The 19,328-nt window shown below is 38.1% G+C and carries 16 protein-coding genes; 5 read left to right on the top strand and 11 right to left on the bottom strand.

The window, feature by feature from the left end:
- Positions 1–5: 5 nt before the first annotated feature.
- The 9 genes from uvrA to JJQ93_RS00150 form a co-directional block, all read right to left on the bottom strand.
- A complete protein-coding gene (gene uvrA / locus JJQ93_RS00190; RefSeq protein ID WP_274892323.1) occupies positions 6–2,786 on the bottom strand; it encodes an excinuclease ABC subunit UvrA in 2,781 nt (926 codons plus the stop codon).
- A gap of 42 nt (positions 2,787–2,828) precedes the next feature.
- Positions 2,829–4,814: an excinuclease ABC subunit UvrB gene (gene uvrB / locus JJQ93_RS00185; RefSeq protein WP_274892322.1), complete on the bottom strand. Its 1,986-nt coding sequence runs from the start codon at positions 4,812–4,814 to the stop codon at positions 2,829–2,831.
- A 100-nt stretch (positions 4,815–4,914) separates the two neighbouring features.
- Entirely contained in the window at positions 4,915–5,631 is a 717-nt protein-coding gene (locus tag JJQ93_RS00180) for a 2-phosphosulfolactate phosphatase family protein (RefSeq protein ID WP_274892321.1), read from the bottom strand.
- Positions 5,632–5,643: 12 nt separating this feature from the next.
- Entirely contained in the window at positions 5,644–6,876 is a 1,233-nt protein-coding gene (locus JJQ93_RS00175; RefSeq protein ID WP_274892320.1) for a PDZ domain-containing protein, read from the bottom strand.
- 9 nt (positions 6,877–6,885) lie between these two features.
- Positions 6,886–8,085, bottom strand: a complete 1,200-nt coding sequence (locus tag JJQ93_RS00170; protein WP_014758131.1) for a S41 family peptidase — start codon at positions 8,083–8,085, stop codon at positions 6,886–6,888.
- Between the two features lie 123 nt (positions 8,086–8,208).
- Positions 8,209–9,348, bottom strand: coding sequence for a murein hydrolase activator EnvC family protein (locus tag JJQ93_RS00165; RefSeq protein ID WP_014758130.1), 1,140 nt, complete (start codon positions 9,346–9,348; stop codon positions 8,209–8,211).
- A 12-nt stretch (positions 9,349–9,360) separates the two neighbouring features.
- The gene (ftsX, locus tag JJQ93_RS00160; RefSeq protein WP_274892319.1) at positions 9,361–10,248 is read right to left on the bottom strand and encodes a permease-like cell division protein FtsX; all 888 of its coding nucleotides are present in this window, start codon (positions 10,246–10,248) and stop codon (positions 9,361–9,363) included.
- Entirely contained in the window at positions 10,238–10,924 is a 687-nt protein-coding gene (gene ftsE / locus JJQ93_RS00155) for a cell division ATP-binding protein FtsE (protein WP_013787318.1), read from the bottom strand. Before ftsE ends, ftsX begins: the two co-directional genes overlap by 11 nt.
- Before the next feature lie 32 nt (positions 10,925–10,956).
- On the bottom strand, positions 10,957–12,006 hold the full coding sequence (locus JJQ93_RS00150) for a PucR family transcriptional regulator (protein ID WP_085112311.1): 1,050 nt from the start codon (positions 12,004–12,006) through the stop codon (positions 10,957–10,959).
- A 312-nt stretch (positions 12,007–12,318) separates the two neighbouring features.
- Between JJQ93_RS00150 and JJQ93_RS00145 the strand changes: the two genes are divergently transcribed.
- From JJQ93_RS00145 to JJQ93_RS00125, 5 genes are all read left to right on the top strand, one after another.
- The gene (locus JJQ93_RS00145; RefSeq protein ID WP_014758127.1) at positions 12,319–13,443 is read left to right on the top strand and encodes a class II glutamine amidotransferase; all 1,125 of its coding nucleotides are present in this window, start codon (positions 12,319–12,321) and stop codon (positions 13,441–13,443) included.
- A complete protein-coding gene (locus JJQ93_RS00140) occupies positions 13,440–14,945 on the top strand; it encodes a glutamate synthase-related protein (RefSeq protein ID WP_274892318.1) in 1,506 nt (501 codons plus the stop codon). The genes JJQ93_RS00145 and JJQ93_RS00140 overlap by 4 nt, the downstream gene beginning before the upstream one ends.
- Before the next feature lie 63 nt (positions 14,946–15,008).
- Entirely contained in the window at positions 15,009–15,449 is a 441-nt protein-coding gene (locus JJQ93_RS00135; RefSeq protein WP_274892317.1) for a 4Fe-4S dicluster domain-containing protein, read from the top strand.
- Positions 15,450–16,715: an NAD(P)/FAD-dependent oxidoreductase gene (locus JJQ93_RS00130; RefSeq protein WP_274892316.1), complete on the top strand. Its 1,266-nt coding sequence runs from the start codon at positions 15,450–15,452 to the stop codon at positions 16,713–16,715. It abuts the gene before it with no gap.
- A gap of 1 nt (position 16,716) precedes the next feature.
- Positions 16,717–17,448 carry a GltB/FmdC/FwdC-like GXGXG domain-containing protein gene (locus JJQ93_RS00125; RefSeq protein WP_274892315.1) on the top strand — a complete coding sequence of 244 codons (732 nt, stop codon included), beginning with the start codon at positions 16,717–16,719 and terminating at the stop codon, positions 17,446–17,448.
- A gap of 45 nt (positions 17,449–17,493) precedes the next feature.
- Here the strand turns inward: JJQ93_RS00125 and JJQ93_RS00120 are convergent, their stop codons facing one another.
- Entirely contained in the window at positions 17,494–18,609 is a 1,116-nt protein-coding gene (locus tag JJQ93_RS00120; RefSeq protein WP_013787311.1) for an ABC transporter ATP-binding protein, read from the bottom strand.
- Positions 18,610–18,832: 223 nt separating this feature from the next.
- The gene (locus tag JJQ93_RS00115; protein ID WP_014758122.1) at positions 18,833–19,288 is read right to left on the bottom strand and encodes a CBO0543 family protein; all 456 of its coding nucleotides are present in this window, start codon (positions 19,286–19,288) and stop codon (positions 18,833–18,835) included.
- Positions 19,289–19,328 lie beyond the last annotated feature (40 nt).

Raw genomic sequence — 19,328 nt, 5'->3', positions numbered from 1 at the left:
CCTCATTATCTGGCAAGAATTTTTTTCAAAAATTGCCCCGTATACGATAGGCTGTTTTCAGCCACTTCCTCTGGTGTTCCAGTAGCCACAATAGTTCCTCCTCTGTCTCCGCCCTCAGGTCCCATGTCAATGATGTAATCAGCAGATTTAATTACGTCAAGATTGTGCTCTATCACAATTACAGTATTGCCACCATCTACAAGTCTGTTTAGCACATCCAAAAGCCTGTCGACATCTGCAAAGTGAAGACCTGTAGTAGGCTCATCAAGTATATAAACCGTCTTGCCTGTAGAACGCCTTGATAATTCAGTCGCCAATTTGACTCTTTGGGCCTCGCCACCAGAAAGCTGCGTAGAAGGCTGCCCTAACTTAATATAACCTAATCCCACATCATTTAATGTCTCCAACTTGCTTTTTATCCTTGGTATATTGGCAAAAAACTCCAACGCTTCTTCCACCGTCATATTTAAGACATCAGATATATTCTTACCCTTGTATTTTATATCCAAAGTTTCTCTATTATACCTGTTGCCTTTACATACTTCACATGGCACATACACGTCTGGAAGAAAGTTCATCTCAATCTTTATTATACCATCGCCACTGCAGGCCTCGCACCTTCCACCTTTAACGTTGAAACTAAAGCGACCAGGTTTATAGCCTCTCATCTTAGCATCCGGCGTATTTGAAAATAGTTCTCTAATAGGATCAAATACACCAGTATACGTAGCTGGATTTGATCTGGGGGTTCTTCCTATAGGAGACTGGTCGATGTTTATGACTTTGTCTATATTCTCAATTCCTTCTAATGCAGCATATTTCCCAGGCAAGTCTTTTGCTTTGTACAATTTTTGTGCCAGCGCTTTGTAGAGAATTTCGTTTATAAGGGTACTTTTGCCTGACCCAGATACACCTGTTATACATATCAGTATGCCAAGCGGAAACGTGACATCTATATTTTTCAAGTTGTTCTCAGCCGCACCGCGAATTGTCAGGTAGTTACCATTAGGCTTTCTCCTCGTCTTAGGAACATCGATTTTTTTCTTCCCACTTAAGTACTGACCAGTAAGGGATTCTTCACATGCCATGATATCTTCCACTGTTCCTGCAGCAACGATTTTACCTCCGTGCTCTCCAGGACCTGGACCTACGTCGACGATGTAATCTGCAGCAAACATGGTATCCTCATCGTGCTCAACCACAATCAACGTATTTCCTTGGTCCTTCAACTTCTTAAGGGAATTTAAAAGCCTTTCGTTATCTCTTTGATGAAGCCCTATGCTGGGCTCATCAAGTATATAAGTAACTCCTACCAATCCTGAACCTATCTGGCTGGCAAGCCTTATCCTTTGAGACTCTCCACCTGATAATGTACCTGCATTTCTTGAAAGAGTAAGGTAATCTAATCCTACATCTTTTAAGAAATTAAGCCTAGCTTTAATCTCTTTAATTATCTGATGTGCAATAAACTCTTCTCTTTCTGTCAATTTAAGCTCATCCATAAATTGCAGAAGTTCTGTCACAGAAAAATCTGTCATCTTGTTTATAGATATGCCACCTACAGTGACAGCCAACACTTCGGGTTTTAGACGTGCACCATGACAGTCAGGACATACGATTGGCCTCATGTACTTTTCTATTTCTTCCCGCATAAAGCTTGAATTAGTAGAATTATACCGTCTCTCCAAGTTATTTACTATTCCCTCGAATCCATGCCTTTTGCCGTTTTTATCTTTCCCATACAACAATACATTTATCAAATCATCGCTGTACGCTTCTAATGGAGTATTCTCACTATATCCATAGCTTTCTACAAGGTTTAAAATATTTTGATACGTGTAACTTTCCTGTGATACGATAAATCCAGAAAACACCCCATCTTTTAACGACTTGCTTCTATCTCTTATCAGCAAATCCGGATCGATTCTCATAAATTCACCTAATCCAGCACACGTTGGGCAAGCACCATAAGGGCTGTTAAAAGAAAACATCCTTGGAGAAAGTTCTTCAATGCTTATGTTGCAGTCAGGGCATGAATACTTCTCAGACATCGTAAAGCTTTCTTGCCCTATGACATCAATTGTGACGATTCCATCTGACAGCTTTAGTGCAGATTCTATTGAATCTGTAAGCCTTGACTCGATATGTGGTTTTACAATTATTCTGTCTACAACAACCTCTATAGTGTGTTTTTTGTTTTTTTCTAATTTTATGTCTTCGCTTAAATCGTACATTATACCATCTATTCTCACTCTTACGTATCCGCTTTTCTTTACGTCTTCCATGAGCTTCTGGTACTCGCCTTTGCGTCCTCTTATGATAGGCGAAAGGACTTGTATCCTTGTGCCTTCATCCAACTTCATTATTCTGTCTACCATCTGATCAACTGTCTGCATGGAGATCTCTCTGCCACATTTAGGGCAATGTGGTATACCTATCCTTGCATACAATAGCCTCAAATAATCGTATATTTCTGTAACCGTCCCTACTGTTGAGCGAGGATTTCTGTTAGTAGTCTTCTGATCTATGGATATTGCAGGTGACAAACCTTCGATGTACTCCACATCTGGTTTGTCCATCTGTCCTAAAAATTGTCTCGCATAGGCTGACAAAGATTCTACATATCTCCGCTGTCCTTCCGCATATATCGTATCAAATGCCAATGACGACTTTCCTGAGCCAGAAAGCCCTGTTATAACGACAAATTTGTCTCGGGGTATTTCAACATCTATATTTTTTAAATTGTGGACTTTTGCACCTTTAATTACGATTTTATCTATTGCCAATTTGCTTCTTCCTTTCATGTGTGTGAAAAATTGCAATAGCAATCATATAGCATTTTTCATCATCTTTTGGAGTTCGAAAATCCTATCTCTGAGTTTTGCGGCTTTTTCAAATTCAAGGTCTTTTGCAGCTTTTTTCATCTCTTTTTCAAGCTCATTTATCATTTTCTCAATAGACACCTTGTCTATTACTTCTGCCTTCTTCACTTTATAAGTGCCCTTATCTTCAGCTACCTTTGTAGCCTCTATCACATCTCTTATGCCTTTTACAATCGTCTTTGGCGTAATGCCGTGCTTTTTGTTGTATTCCATCTGTATGGCTCTTCTTCTATTGGTTTCATTTATGGCGTTTTTCATAGATTCCGTTACAACATCTGCATACATGATGACTCTTCCCTCTGCATTTCTTGCAGCACGTCCTATAGTCTGTATAAGTGAAGTTTCAGAGCGCAAAAAACCTTCTTTATCTGCATCGAGAATGGCAACCAAAGCAACTTCAGGCAAATCCAAGCCTTCTCTCAATAGATTTATTCCGATTAAGACGTCAAACTTGCCAAGCCTCAAATCCCTTATTATCTCCATTCTCTCTATCGTCTCGATATCCGAATGGAGGTATTTCACTTTTACACCCATGTCCCTAAAATAATCTGTCAAGTCTTCAGCCATCTTTTTCGTCAAAGTCGTGACTAATACCCTGTATCCTTTTTCAACAGTCATTTTTATCTCGCTTAGCAGATCATCTACTTGCCCTTTAACAGGTTTAACAACTACTTCTGGGTCTACAAGCCCTGTTGGCCTTATTATCTGCTCAACAACCCTCTCAGAGTGCTCTAATTCATATGGCCCTGGCGTAGCAGAAACACATATAAGCTGATTTATCCTTTCTTCAAATTCCTCAAATTTCAGAGGCCTATTGTCAAATGCAGACGGAAGCCTAAATCCAAAATCTACTAAAGACTCTTTTCTTGCTCTATCACCATTGTACATGCCTCTAATCTGCGGTATTGTAACATGGGATTCATCGATGAACATCAAAAAATCATCAGGGAAATAATCTAATAGCGTATAAGGTGGGCTTCCAGCAGCCCTGCCTGATATGTGCCTCGAATAATTTTCTATACCGGAACAATAGCCAACTTCTTGAAGCATCTCGATGTCGTAATTGGTCCTTTGTTTAAGCCTTTCAGCTTCTAAAATTTTCCCTTGATCTTTAAGCTCTTTATACCTTTCTTCCAGCTCTTTTTCTATGCTTTCTATGGCTTTTTTCAACTTTTCCTTCGATGTAGCATAGTGTGATGCTGGAAAGATAGCCACATGGCTTCTTTCGCCGATTATCTCGCCAGTCAATACATCTATTTCTGTGATTCTATCGATCTCATCGCCAAAAAGCTCGATCCTGATTGCTTTGTCAGATGATGATGCTGGGAAAACCTCTATTACATCACCTCTTACCCTAAACTTGCCTCTTACAAAATTTATGTCATTCCGTTCGTATTGAATGTCAACAAGTTTCTTTAAAATCTCATCTCTATCTTTTATCATGCCAGGCCTTAAAGAAAGCATAAGCTCCTCATAATCCTCCGGATCACCTAATCCATATATACATGAAACACTGGCAACGATAATCACGTCTCTTCGCTCGAAAAGGGCTGCAGTAGCTGAATGCCTAAGTTTATCAATTTCTTCATTTATGGATGCATCTTTTTCAATATAAGTATCTGTCTGTGGAACATAAGCCTCTGGTTGATAGTAGTCATAGTAACTTACAAAGTATTCTACAGCATTCTCTGGAAAGAATTCTTTAAACTCTGCGCAAAGCTGAGCCGCTAACGTCTTATTATGTGCAATTACAAGTGTAGGTTTATTGACATTCTTTATGATATTTGCCATAGTGTATGTCTTGCCAGAACCGGTGACCCCCAATAGCGTCTGACACTTAAGGCCCATGTTTACGCCTTCTGTCAATTTTCTTATTGCCTCCGGCTGATCACCTGTAGGCTTATAATCTGATACAAGTTTGAACTCACTCATTACAAACACCTTCTATAAACATTCCCAAGCATTTTATAATATTATACCATATATAAAAAATCAACACAAACATATGTTTTTAGCCGGCACGGGCCGGCTTTCAACATATCTTTACTACACCATTTATGTATTTGGGAACAATTGAAAACATATCTATCGTTGTGCAAAACTCCACATCATCATGATAACCTAATTTTTCTATCCTGTTTAAATGATAACCGTATTTCATTATGTCTAAAACATTGTCTTTAAATGATTCATATAGAAAATATGACGCCTTTGACAAATCATCGCTTTCATACGGCTTTAGTTCTTTAAGCTTATGCAAAATAGCGCCAGCAGTTATAATATCATCGATAGAGAATTTTCCCTCGGTGCCAGCGCAGATGATTACTACATCTTTATCTTCTCTTTGGATGTATTCTGCAATAGATGAAACATTTAAAAGGCACCCAACAACGACATCATCTGATGAAGAAGCTTTTTTTAAAGCCCTCGTACCATTAGTAGTCGTCAATATGATAGTTTTTCCTTCTACAACATCTTTTGAATATTCCAAAGGCGAGTTGGAAAGATCAAACCCATCGATTTTGACGGCATTTCTCTCCCCACCTAATAATATTTCATCTTTGTCAAAATTGTAAGACAGGTTTACAGCTTCTTCAATATCTGCTACTGGTATGACCTCTTTTGAACCATTGACAAGGGCTGTCGTTATGACACTGGTAGCCCTAAGCGTATCTATCACAACCACCAATTTACCTTTCAATGTTTTATCAGAAACAGCATTGTATGTTTCATAAGTTTCTACAAACATCCGCTTTACCTCCTAATGCTTTTTCGTAAACTTCCGCAACAAGCTTTTTATCAAACCTCCATTTTCCATCTCACTTATGCTGTATAAATTATCCGGATACTGCGGTACGATAAGCAGTCCAAGCCAATTTATCCCTTTACAATTTCTGTATTCATATCTGACAAAACTGCCATCAGTCTCTCTTACTGTAATAAACAATATGGTTGGATTTGTTGAAAGCAGTCTTTTAATGTCATCTTCACTGTTAATCTGAATATCATTTATCTTTAAAACTACATCGCCTGGCTTTATCCCAATTTGTTCAGCAGGAGAATTTTTTACTACAGACAGCACCATCAAACCAGTATCTTGGTATTCAAAAAGCGGTTTTTTCGTCTTTTCTTCCCTCTGCCCAATTATAATGATTAACTCGTGCGCCAATGGTCCAAAGATAGCCGCAATCCATTTGAAAATATATATTTTAATGCTTAAAAGAGATAAGCCTATTAATATTAAGCTAAAGCCCAGAAGCCTTATGGACGATCTATGGGCTCTTTTCTTAGGCATCTCTGTAAGAGCTATATCTCCATATCCGAGTGCAGCAACTACAGGCATCATGATAAATACGATATTTTTCAGATTCGAAGAAGGCCCTAATAGAGGCCACCAATCAGGCATGTTTATGGATGATGCACCACCTAATATGGCTGTCGTCGTTGACAAGGCAATAAAAGGTATAGGCCAAAATTTCTGCATCGTATATCCACCGGCAACATTGCCGTTTTTTAGCCTTACAAACACAGGTATGCTGTTTGCTGAACCATCCAGGTAAATGAGTATGCTTTCCATGAGATGGAGAATGCCTACTATAGCCATAAGCCCCGATACATTTACGTTTGGATATCCAATCATCAAGCTAATAAGTGATACAATCCCACCAGCGTAAGAAAAGCATATATACCTCGGATTTATCAGCATAAGCAGTATTGCAAGCGGAAATACGTACTCTATGCCAATATTATCTATTGTTATTCCTAAAAAAACTATCACTATGCTACCCAAAATGCCTATCAAAAAGCCATATATGACAGAATCCAAAACCTGATCTTTAAGGGATGTTTGCTCTTTTCCCACCATCTGCCTTTCAATCTCTACATTCCTCTTGTACTGAAAGTAGATAAAAGCGACGACAAGCCACACGAAAGGGTTTAAGATCATCAACGCAATAGATTTAATTATAAGCCATATTAAATTAATATATATCATATAAACACCTTATTTGATCTCTGATTTTACTATGTCGTATGCTTTTATAAGCTGTGTATCGCCTTTCAAATCTGGTGTATCCGTCACGACATAGTTTTTTGGAAGCTCAACAACGTAGTTTGGCTCAATGCCCTTCCCTTGGATGTTTACACCGCTTGGAGTATAGTATCTTGCAGATGTATACTTAAGAGCAGTACCATCGCCAAAATCTATGACAGATTGTACCAAACCTTTGCCAAATGTCTTTGTGCCCACAAGCACTCCAACTTTTCTGTCTTTTATTGCACCTGACAGTATTTCAGAAGCGCTGGCACTTCCACCATTAACAAGGACAGCTATTGGCTTTTGCAATCCTGGCCCTTTTGCATATATCACTTGGTTGTCCTTGCTTTGTCTGCCTTTTGTAGATACTATAAGGCCCTTTGGCAACAGTTCATTAGCGATATTGACACATTGCTCCAATATGCCGCCTGGATTATCTCTTAAATCTATGATAAGTCCTTTTAATCCCTGCGATTTAAGACTATCAAGAGCCTTTGTAAAATCAGCAGATGTGTTTTCATCAAACATCGTCATCTTGATATAGCCTATGTTGCCTGGCAGCATAGTGCTGCTTACCGTCTGCAATTTGATTATTTCTCGCGTCAAAGTCTTAGTAATAAGCTTATTGTCTCTCATCAAAACAAGTGAAACCTTCGTGCCTTGAGGGCCTTTCATCAAAGAAACAGCTTTATCTAAATTATTTCCATTAACCTTAACATTGTCTACAGATACTATTATATCACCAGATTTTATTCCAGCTTTCTCTCCCGGCGTCCCTTTCATCGGTGAAACAACTACAATATGCCCATCTTTGTCAACTGAAACCACGATACCAACGCCTGCATAAGAACCTGTCGTCTGTGTCGTGAAATCTTGGTAATCTTTCTTATCCATGTAAACTGTATATGGATCTCCAAGGGAACTGGCAAGCCCCTTTATCGATCCATCCACAAGTTTAGATTGATCTATCTTATCGACATAATCATTTGTCAGTATGTTCTCAACTTGAAAAAGCTTGCTGTACTGCTTAATAAGGTTGTACTCTTCTCTCGGTACAATCACCGAACCACCGTATGCAAGTGGTACAAGCCTTGTGAGGTAAAAAGTCATTATGCTGCTTACAAATACAAGTAAAACCGCACCAGCAACCATTCTTTTTTTATTCATATATTTATCCATTCCTTTCTTTAAAGCCAAAATATTAAACTGCCAAATATCAAAACAGTTCTCTAAATTATATGATGTTACATCTTATTATACAATAATATGATGACAAAAAAAATAGACCGGTTATTTTAACCAGTCCATAGGATTTACAGGTACTCCATTTTTTCTTACTTCAAAATGGCAGTGAGGTCCTGTCGACAGTCCAGTGCTGCCAGCTTTTGCTATTTGTTGGCCTCTCTTCACCGTTTCACCGACTGTAACTAAAAGTTCAGAGTTATGACCGTATAAAGTAGTTATGCCACCGCCATGATCGATTATTACCGCGTTTCCGTATCCACCATAGTATCCTGCGTATATGACTTTGCCATCTGCTGCAGCAACTATAGCTGCTCCATATGATGCGGCTATATCGATTCCTGTATGCATTATATATTCATGCAAAATAGGGTGATACCTTGTGCCAAACGGCGATGTTATTGTTGAACTGCTGGGAACAGGCCATCCAAGCTTTCCCCCTGTATAAACTGTGTTAGAGGACTGCAATTTGGCTATGGTGCTCTCCAATTGCTTTGACTGCTCTAAAAGAGCCTTTTCCTGCTCCTCATATAGCTCTTGTTGCCTCTCTAAATCTCTCATGAATCCTTCCCTTGATGACAAGGCAACTTGAATATCTCTTTTTCTGGCCTCTACCTGATTTTTGTAATTTTCTGCATCCTGCTTTGCCACAGCTAACTGTTTCGTTTTTTCTTCAACAGTCTTTCTCTGCTGCTGATACGAATTTAGGAGATTGACATCAAACCCAACAAGCCTTTCTACTAAATCAAGCCTTGTTACAAAGTCAGCAAAGCTTTTTGCACTTAAAAGCACATCAAGATAACCTGTTTCTCCACCGCTTATGTACATGGCCCTTACTCTTTCTTTCAATATATCCCTTTGACTTTCTTCCGTCTTTTTGGCCGTATCAAGCTCTTGCTGTGCTATATTTAATTTCGCTATCGCATCGTTTAATTTCGCCTCTGCGTCATTAAGCTGTTTTGTGGTATCATTCAACTTCATGTCGAGATCTTGTATTTCCTTTTGTATATCCTGCTTTTGACTTGCAATCTGGTTCTGCTTAGCCTTGTTTTGATTTATAGCACTTTGAACATTGTTTAATTTGTTTTTTGCGTCTTGCAGTTGGTCAGCTCTGGGAAATGATGTCGTAAGAAGCATCACTGAAATTAATAATGTAAAAATTATCTTCCTCCATTTTCCTTCCCTCAATAATATACCTCCTCAGACATTTAAAAATCTCTTTATAGATATGCCACTGCCAATGGCGCCTATTAAGGAACCCATAGCCAAAAAGTACACAAGTGATTGCTTTATCACGACACCTGCAGGAAGAAGCGTAAATATAATCAATTTGTTGTTCACAAGGTCTGAAGCATATCCGTATATAAAGCCCAATATAGCTATAGCCAGCACTGAACCGACAAGCCCTAACACAATGCCTTCTACAAGGAATGGCCACCTGATAAACCAATCTGTAGCGCCAATATACTTCATGATGTTAATCTCTCTGCGGCGTGCAAACACTCCCAATTTAATTGTGTTTGAAATTATTACAACTGAAATTATAAAGAGAATAAGTATCACAAAGAGGCCAACAATCCTTATTATCTTTATAATTCCCAGCAGTTTATCTACCACATCTTGTCCATAGCTTACCTGCGTTACACCGTCAATCTTTTTTATCTCTTCTGAAACTTGCTTCATCATGTTTGCATCTGTCACTTTGACTATAAAAGACTGCGGCATCGGATTGTCATTTTCCAAGCCATTTACTAAATAGCTTTTGTCACCCAACTGTTTTTTAAAATTATTAAGAGCGTCTTTTTTAGACTCAAACGTTATGGATTTTACACCGCTTATTGCCTTTATCTCCTCACCCACTTTTGCCACTTTAGCAGCATCATAATTATCATTTATGAATGCTTTAAGCTCCAATTGCGATTCAACTTGGATGGCCATAGAATCCACGTTAAGTATGATTATCAAAAACAGCCCTAATATCAGCAGTGCCGCCGTAACAGAAGTAATAGATGCAACTGTCATCGCTCTGTTTCTTTTGACATTCGTAAGACCTTCTTTTATGTAATATGCTGCAGTATTAAGCTTCATATCCGTAAACACCTCTCATCTCATCTCTTACTATATTCCCTTTTTCAAGAGCAATGACCCTTTTCTTCATCGAATCAACAATATCTTTCGCATGTGTAGACATTATTACAGTTGTTCCCCTTTTATTGATTTCAGACAGCAATTTTACTATTTCCCATGACGTATCAGGATCTAAATTACCCGTAGGTTCATCAGCCACAAGAATCGAAGGCTCATTTACAATCGCCCTTGCAATTGACACCCTCTGCTGTTCGCCACCAGACAATTGCTGCGGATATGAATTGGCTCTTTCGCTTAATCCAACTAAAGACAAAACCATCGGTACCCTTCTTCTTATATACTTAGGCTCAGCTTCCACAATCTGCAGTGCAAATGCAATATTCTCATACACTGTTTTATTCGGCAAAAGTTTAAAATCCTGAAACACTACGCCAATATTTCTCCTTAAATACGGCACTTCTTTTCTTTTCAACTTTGTTATATCTTTTTTATCTACAAAGATACTTCCTGTAGTAGGAATTTCTTCTCTCAAAAGAAGCTTTAATATCGTAGATTTCCCCGCACCACTTGGCCCCACCAAAAAGACAAACTCGCCATTGTCAATCGTAAAATTGATATTTGAAACAGCGATAATGTCATTTTTGTACTTCTTTGAAACCCCAACAAATTTAATCATTTCCTGCAACATTCCTTTCGAAATTATTTTTACTATGGCAAAAATTTCGCAAACGTCATTAAAACCTTAAGTATTACGGCATCATTAAACTGTTTAGGATCAAATCCTGTCAACTTATGTATTTTATCTAATCTATAAACTAAAGTGTTTCTATGGATGTACAAATCTCTTGATGTCTCACTTAAATTCAAACTATTCCTGAAAAAAGCATTGAGAGTCGTAACAAGTTCATCGTCATTGAAATAATCCAAATTGCTATCTGTAAAAGCCATAAGAAACCTCTTAATGTCATCATCTGAAAGCTTCAATAACAACTCCTCTAAGGCATAGCTTCTGTAAAAGTAAATCCCCTTCTCATTGTTATCAATTTTTTTCCCAAATTTCAATGCTGTAGACGCTTCATCATAGCCTTTGCTTATCTCTTTAAAATTGTAGGCTTTGTTTGAAACACCCATATCTATCCTAATATATATTTCGGATTCTATTGTATCCTTTAAAGTTTTTGCAGCCATATCAATATCCGTTAAAGCTGTCTCTAAAAGCAAAACAGCAAATCTATTTTCACTTAGAATGATGGTTTGATAGCTGTTCTTTTCAAATATGTGCCCCACCATCTTATAGGCATCATAAATCTGCTCACTTGACTCAATTATTATAACTCTATAAAGTTCTTTTTCCTCGATTTTAAATTTTTGAAAGTAATACTCCATCTCATCGCCTTTTAAATCACCTAAAAGAAGCTTTAAAAGCAAGTCATCTTTCGACAACTGATTTGACATGTGTTCAAAGCTCATTGACAACAGCATGACAATGTTTCGAGCCTTCTCACCAGTACCTTTAACGCCGACAGTCAAAAAACGCCATCCGTTTACAAATATGTTGTAGAAAGTCATGGCTTGACATTCGTATACATCCTTTTTATCTATAAATTCTCTGTTTACGACAAAAATTCCTTCTTTTTTTAAAGAATTTTCTTCACCTGAAAAGATCAACTTGCCATCTTTATCGATGAGATATATTGGAACATCTACATATCTTTGAAAATCTCTAACGGCTTTTTTAATATTATCGTAAATACTCATACAATACCACCTTAATATAAAGTATATAATAATTATACAATATTTTGTAGTAGAAAAAATAGGTATTGTAGAAATTAACAAAATTTTGCCGTAAAATGTCACAAGCGTTTTTTGACAAAACTACTTTATGAATTTCTACATTTTTGTATTGCAATTTTCAAAAAATGTAATATAATATTGATAACACTCTTATCGAGCTAAAAATTTGGCTTCAAACGGTTTACTGTAAGAATATGCTGCAGTAAACTTTTTCTAAAAATTGCAGTTTACAAAAAAAATATTGCACATAAAAAATTTTAAGGGGGTTATAAAATGTTGAAAGAAGGAAATATAAGGATACCTTCTGGGTGCGCTATTAGCGGCATAATAGATAGATCTGGAGCGGTTTTTTCTGGCCAGATAATTGCCGATTCGATTGCAACGATGCATGATAGATCAAACGGCCTTGGTGGTGGTTTTGCTGCCTATGGCATTTATCCTGAGTTTAAAGAGCATTACGCATTCCACATGTTTTACGACAACACAAAGGCAAAACAGGAAACTGAAGAATTGCTTAAAGCAAATTTCGTCATAGCTTACGAGGAAAAAATACCTACAAGAAAAACAGAAAGCATAAAAAATGCTCCTCTTATCTACAGATACTTTGCATTGCCTAAACTTGAAGTGTTAAATGCCAATGAAATTACCGATGAAGATTTCGTCGTTAAATTTATCTTCAATGTAAATAAAAACGTGGATGGAGCGTATATTTTCTCCAGCGGCAAAAACATGGGTGTCTTTAAAGCAGTTGGTTATCCAGAAGACGTAGCTGAGTTTTACAAATTAGAAACTTACAATGGCTACATGTGGACAGCTCATGGCAGATTTCCTACTAACACTCCTGGATGGTGGGGCGGTGCACATCCTTTCAATCTTTTAAACATTTCAGTAGTGCACAACGGCGAGCTTTCTTCCTATGACACGAATAGAAAGTACTTAGAAGAATTCGGATATTCTTGCACGCTCCAGACAGATACTGAAGTCGCTGCGTACATCTTCGACCTGCTGTTGAGAAAGCACAATCTCCCAGTGTCTTTGGCAGCAAAAGTCGTAGCGTCACCTCTGTGGAATCAGGTAGAACGCATGTCTTTAAAAGAAAAAGAGCTTTATCACAGTCTCAAAATAATATACAGCAAGGCTTTATTAAATGGTCCTTTCTCGTTGATCGTAACATACGATAATGGTTTCATCGCCATCAATGACAGGATAAAATTAAGACCATTAACAGCCGCAAGCCACGGCGATGTAATTTACGTCGCAAGCGAAGAATCAGCTATAAGGCAAGTCTGCAAAAATCCTGATAGAGTGTGGATACCTAAAGGTGGAGAGCCTGTAATTGCAGAGATCGACCAGCAAAACGTATCTGAGATTTTCAATAAAAAGGAGGTTACTGCATGAGCCTTAATTACCTTACGCCAGAATTTAAAGTGATAAGAGATTACGATAAATGCATAAACTGCAAAGTCTGCATGAGACAATGTGCAAATGAAGTACACAGCTACGATGAAGACTTAGGCAAAATGGTAGCTGACGATTATAAATGCGTAAATTGCCAAAGATGTGTCGTAATGTGCCCTACACACGCTTTAACAATAGTAAAACATCCTCAAGTTTTCAGAGAAAACGCCAACTGGACTTACGATGCCATAAGAGATATATACAGACAAGCAGAAACAGGGGGAGTTCTTCTATCGGCCATGGGCAACGACAGGCCATATCCTATTTACTGGGATAAGATGGTGATTAACGCAAGTCAGGTTACAAACCCTTCTATAGACCCATTAAGAGAGCCAATGGAGTTAAAAATTTTCATAGGTAGAAAGCCAGATAAAATAGAATTGGACGAAAATTTAAACGTAACGACAAAAATGCCTCCGCAGCTAACATTAAATTACCCTATAATGTTTTCTGCCATGTCGTATGGTTCAATAAGCTACAATGCTCATGCATCACTGGCAAGAGCAGCAAAAGAGTTGGGCATATACTACAATACTGGTGAAGGCGGTCTTCATAAGGATTTTAGAAAATACGGTCCTAATACAATCGTTCAAGTAGCATCAGGTAGATTTGGAGTTGATAGAGAATACTTAAAAACTGCTGCAGCAGTTGAGATAAAGATTGGTCAAGGTGCAAAACCTGGAATTGGTGGTCATTTGCCTGGTGAAAAAGTAAGCGAGGACATTTCTGAAACAAGAATGATACCTGTAGGCAGCGACGCCATATCGCCTGCGCCACACCATGACATCTATTCAATTGAAGATTTAAGTCAGTTGATATATTCGCTAAAAGAAGCAACAGACTACAAAAAACCTGTCGGTGTAAAGATAGCTGCAGTCAACAATGTGGCAGCCATAGCATCTGGCATCGCAAGAGCCGGTGCTGACTACATCGCTATAGATGGCTTTAGAGGTGGTACAGGTGCGGCTCCAAAGCGCATAAGGGATAATGTAGGAATTCCAATTGAGTTTGCCATCGCATCAGTAGATTCAAGGCTTCGCTCAGAAGGCATAAGGCACACCATCTCCCTCATCGCAGCAGGCAGCATAAGAAGCAGTGCTGACATAGTAAAGGCAATTGCGTTAGGCGCTGATGCCGTTTATATAGGTTCTGCAGCACTTATTGCACTTGGTTGCCATATGTGCCAACAGTGTTACACCGGAAAATGCAATTGGGGAATAGCTACTCAAGATCCTAATCTCGTAAAAAGATTAAACCCTGAAATAGGATACAAAAGGCTTATAAACCTCATTACAGCTTGGGGCCATGAGATACAGGAGATGCTTGGCGGTATGGGTATAAACGACATTGAAAGCCTAAAAGGCAACAGGCTTATGCTAAGAGGAATAGGCATGACACAGAAAGAACTGGATGTATTAGGCATACTGGCAGCCGGAGAATAAAATCTTTTAATATTACATTTATCAACTATTAATCTATCATATTGAATGAAAGGATTGAAATATATGAAGAAGGTTTATGCCAAGGAAGAAGTTTGCGTCGGATGCAAACTTTGCGAGGTATACTGTATAACATCCCACTCCAAGTATAAAGATGTTTTGAAGGCATACAAACTCGACAGCAACCGTCCAGCTCCAAGAATCGTTGTAGAAGAAAATCGTCCATTATCCTTCTCGCTGCAATGCAGACACTGTGATGATGCTCCATGTGTAAAGGCTTGTATAACAGGTGCAATGCAAAAAGATCCTGTAATAGGTGTTGTAACTTGCGATACCGATAAGTGTGTAGGATGCTGGACATGTGTCCTCGTATGTGGATTTGGAGCAATCGTAAGAGACACAAACAATAAAATTGCTTCAAAGTGCGATCTGTGTGCAGAAGCTGGTGAGCCTGCCTGTGTAAAAAACTGTCCTAACGAAGCTCTCGTCTATGAAGGAGGTATATAGATGAATATAGTAATAATCGGAAACTCCGCTGCAATGGTTGGAGCAGTGGAAGCCATCAGAAAGTACGACAAAACGTCAAATATAACCGTCATATCTGATGAAAAATACCACGTGTATTCCAGACCTTTAATATCATACTACCTTGCAGGAACAGTTACAGAAGAAAAAATGGCTTACAGAAACAAGGATTTTTACCAAAAAAACAATGTGAAAGCCATTCTTGGTGTAAAAGCAGTATCTATTGATGAGAATAAAAAAAATGTCATGCTTGAAAATGGCGATTTTGTATCGTACGATAAATTGCTTATAGCAACAGGTGGCAAACCTTTCGTCCCTCCGATAAACGGCCTTGAAAAGAAGAACATCCAGACATTTATAAAACTTGACGAAGCAAAAAGCTTAAAATCCAGCGTCAAACCAAACTCAAAAGTGGTCATCGTCGGAGGCGGACTTATAGGATTCAAGGCTGCAGAAGGACTTCATGAATTAGGAGCAGACGTCACTATCGTCGAGCTTGCCGATAGAATTTTAAGCACTATCCTTGACAATGAATCTGCGTCTATAGTAACAAAGAGGCTTACAGGCGACGGTATAAAGATCAAGTTAAACACAACAGTAGATGAAATCATAGGTGACGACTATGTAAAAGAAGTCCATCTAAAAAATGGTGAAACATTGCCTGCCGACCATCTCATATTTGCAATAGGCGTAACTCCAAATGCAGACATCGTAAAAGGAACAGCTATAAAAGTCAACCGGGGTATATTGGTAGACAAAAATATGAAGACTAATCTTGACGATGTATACGCTGCTGGAGATGTCGCTGAAGGATACGATATGCTTATCGATTCAAATAGAGTCGTGCCCATATGGCCCAGTGCATACATGCAAGGAGAGATAGCTGGTCTAAACATGGTAGGCGTTGAAAGTACCACAAAAGGTACATTCCCTATGAATTCCATAGGATACAAAGATACCTACATCATTACAGCCGGAATCATAAATCCTCCAGATAGCTCTTACGATGTGATAACAAAAGCTGATTATGACAAAAACTCTTATAAAAAAATTGTGCTTAAAGGTAACAATATTGTAGGCTTCATACTGATAAACGATGCTGATAGAGCAGGAATATACACCGGACTAATAAGAGATAGAATCGATGTTTCGCCATTTAAAGATCATCTTATGAAAGATGATTTCGGATACGTGTATTTCCCTAAAGACTTAAGAAAGTCAAAAATGTTGGATCTGGAGGTGCATTAATGTGAAGACAATCGATGCAAAAGATATGCATTACAAAGACTTAAACGAAATGATAAAAGAACTAGTCAATGCAGGAGAAGATGTAATAAACTTAAAAAACGTAAACGGACAAAGGTATATAGGAGATAACTTAAATGGCAGTACAAAAATAAACATAGAAGGTACGCCAGGAAATGACTTAGCCGCATTTATGGACGGATTGACGATTGAAGTGTTTGGCAATGGCCAAGACGCCATCGGAAACACCATGAACGACGGAAGCATAATAGTCCACGGTCACGTTGGAGATGTTGTTGGATACGGCATGAGAGGCGGTTCCATGTATATAAAAAACGATGCCGGATACAGAGTAGGTATCCACATGAAGCAGTACAAAGACAAAGTTCCAGTAGTCGTAATAGGTGGAACGCCGGGAGACTTCTTTGGTGAATACATGGCAGGTGGATGCATGATAGTGTTAAATTTAAGCAACAAGAAAGATATCGTCGGTGAATACTGCGGAACAGGAATGCACGGCGGTGTCATATATTTAAGGTGCAACGACGTAGAAGATTACAAGCTTGGAAAAGAAGTAATAAAAGAAGAAGCGACAGAAGAAGATTTAAAGGAAATAAGCAAATACATCAAAAATTTTTCATCGTATTTCAAGTACGACTACGATAAAATCATGAACCACAAGTTTATAAAGCTGCATCCTGCAGGTCATAGACCGTACGGAAAACTGTATGCATAAATAAAACCCATAGGAAGAATAATCTCTCCTATGGGTTTTATTGCTTTATCTATTTAATATCGTCTGCTCTGTCTGCTTGTCAAACAGATGGAGTTTATTTGTATCAAGACCGATTTTGATTATATCGCCAGCCTTTGCTGTCGATCTTGGATCAACTCTCGCTGTAAGCGGCTGTCCTTGCAAATCAAGGTAGAGATATGTTTCAGAACCCATAAGCTCTGTAACATCTACTTTAGTCTCAATAACGCTATCTGGATATGCTTCAAGGAAAACTTCCTCGTCATGCAGATCTTCTGGCCTTATGCCCAATACAACTTCTTTGCCTATATAGCTTTCATCTTTTAACCTCTTTACGATTCCATCTGGAACCACAACTTTAAAGCCTTTGAAAGATGCATAAACTTTTCCGTTTTCACTTTCAAGCCTTGCATCTATGAAATTCATCTGTGGGCTTCCAATAAAACCTGCAACAAACAAATTATCAGGATGCTCATATATTACTTGCGGCTTATCTACCTGCTGTATAACGCCATCTTTCATGACGACTATTCTTGATCCCATCGTCATAGCCTCTGTCTGATCGTGTGTTACATATATAAATGTCGTCTGCAATCTGTCATGAAGCTTTGCAATCTCTGTCCTCATCTGAACCCTAAGCTTTGCATCCAAGTTTGAAAGAGGCTCATCCATGAGGAACACCTTAGGATTACGAACTATAGCACGTCCTAAAGCAACCCTCTGCCTTTGTCCTCCTGACAATGCCTTTGGCTTTCTCTTTAAATAATCTTCTATGCCAAGTATCCTGGCTGCTTCCTTTACTTTTTGGTCTATCTCTGCCCTTGGCACTTTTCTAAGCTTTAAGCCGAAAGCCATGTTGTCATAGACTGTCATGTGTGGGTACAGAGCATAGTTCTGGAACACCATCGCTATATCCCTGTCCTTTGGTGGCACATCATTTACTAATTTCCCGTCAATATATAACTCTCCTTGACTTATCTCCTCAAGACCAGCAACCATCCTTAATGTAGTAGATTTTCCGCATCCAGATGGTCCAACTAAGACTATAAATTCTTTGTCTTTAATCTCCAAGTTGAAATCTTTAACAGCCGTCACTCCACCCTGATATGTTTTGTATACATGCTTAAGAATAACATCAGCCATCTTTCGATATCCCCCTTAAATGGTAAACGTTTGATACTTATATTATAATATTATTTTTCAGTATTTCAAATATACAATACCTATGATATTTACATCTTTTTTTTGTACATTATTAATCATCTGTTTTTTCTCAAGCCATCTAAGTATCTAAACCACATGTAAACAAGTATTGAATCTATAGAAACAATTAAGATAAATTTAAGCACGCTTATCCTCCATTCAATTATCTTTCATTTCTCATCCACGGTGCCAATCTAAATATTGTAATCAGATTGCCTAAAGACATCAATGCCAAGACATCTATCGTAATGCTGTAAAAGTAATGCCAATGCACGTATTTAAGAGCACCAGACAATTTTAATGCGTACTCTAATCCAAAAAACAAAGCAGTAGACACAAAAACATTTATAAGCCTCAATATTCTATTCTCTGGATAAGTCTGTGCGTATAATATGCCTATCGTAAATGGCGCACCAAATGTAAAAAAGAATGATGAATTGAAAATTTTTAAAATATCGTGCCTAAAATCGTATAATTCTAAGTGAAATGCCATATTGTCAATTATTAACTGACAAATAGAAGCCATGACTCCTGCCCATATCGTATATTTTATCTGTTTAAAATCAATAAGCAAGATGAAAATTAACCAAGATGCTATAAAAGTCATCAACCACTGCATAACATCACCCCTTCAAAGTCTCATTATTGATTATTCCCTC

This window comes from Thermoanaerobacterium sp. R66, from assembly GCF_028895185.1.
Taxonomy (GTDB): Bacteria; Bacillota; Thermoanaerobacteria; order Thermoanaerobacterales; family Thermoanaerobacteraceae; genus Thermoanaerobacterium.
This window is presented reverse-complemented; position numbering and strand designations above follow the sequence as displayed.

Coding starts and splice junctions, on each gene's coding strand:
- JJQ93_RS00140 (WP_274892318.1), top strand. CDS start 13,440: ATGAGCCTTAATTACCTTACGCCAGAATTTAAAGTGATAAGAGATTAC.
- JJQ93_RS00115 (WP_014758122.1), bottom strand. CDS start 19,288: ATGCAGTGGTTGATGACTTTTATAGCATCTTGGTTAATTTTCATCTTG.
- JJQ93_RS00150 (WP_085112311.1), bottom strand. CDS start 12,006: ATGAGTATTTACGATAATATTAAAAAAGCCGTTAGAGATTTTCAAAGA.
- uvrB (WP_274892322.1), bottom strand. CDS start 4,814: ATGAGTGAGTTCAAACTTGTATCAGATTATAAGCCTACAGGTGATCAG.
- JJQ93_RS00170 (WP_014758131.1), bottom strand. CDS start 8,085: ATGAATAAAAAAAGAATGGTTGCTGGTGCGGTTTTACTTGTATTTGTA.
- JJQ93_RS00180 (WP_274892321.1), bottom strand. CDS start 5,631: ATGTTTGTAGAAACTTATGAAACATACAATGCTGTTTCTGATAAAACA.
- JJQ93_RS00145 (WP_014758127.1), top strand. CDS start 12,319: ATGTTGAAAGAAGGAAATATAAGGATACCTTCTGGGTGCGCTATTAGC.
- JJQ93_RS00175 (WP_274892320.1), bottom strand. CDS start 6,876: ATGATATATATTAATTTAATATGGCTTATAATTAAATCTATTGCGTTG.
- JJQ93_RS00130 (WP_274892316.1), top strand. CDS start 15,450: ATGAATATAGTAATAATCGGAAACTCCGCTGCAATGGTTGGAGCAGTG.
- JJQ93_RS00135 (WP_274892317.1), top strand. CDS start 15,009: ATGAAGAAGGTTTATGCCAAGGAAGAAGTTTGCGTCGGATGCAAACTT.
- JJQ93_RS00120 (WP_013787311.1), bottom strand. CDS start 18,609: ATGGCTGATGTTATTCTTAAGCATGTATACAAAACATATCAGGGTGGA.
- ftsX (WP_274892319.1), bottom strand. CDS start 10,248: ATGAAGCTTAATACTGCAGCATATTACATAAAAGAAGGTCTTACGAAT.
- ftsE (WP_013787318.1), bottom strand. CDS start 10,924: ATGATTAAATTTGTTGGGGTTTCAAAGAAGTACAAAAATGACATTATC.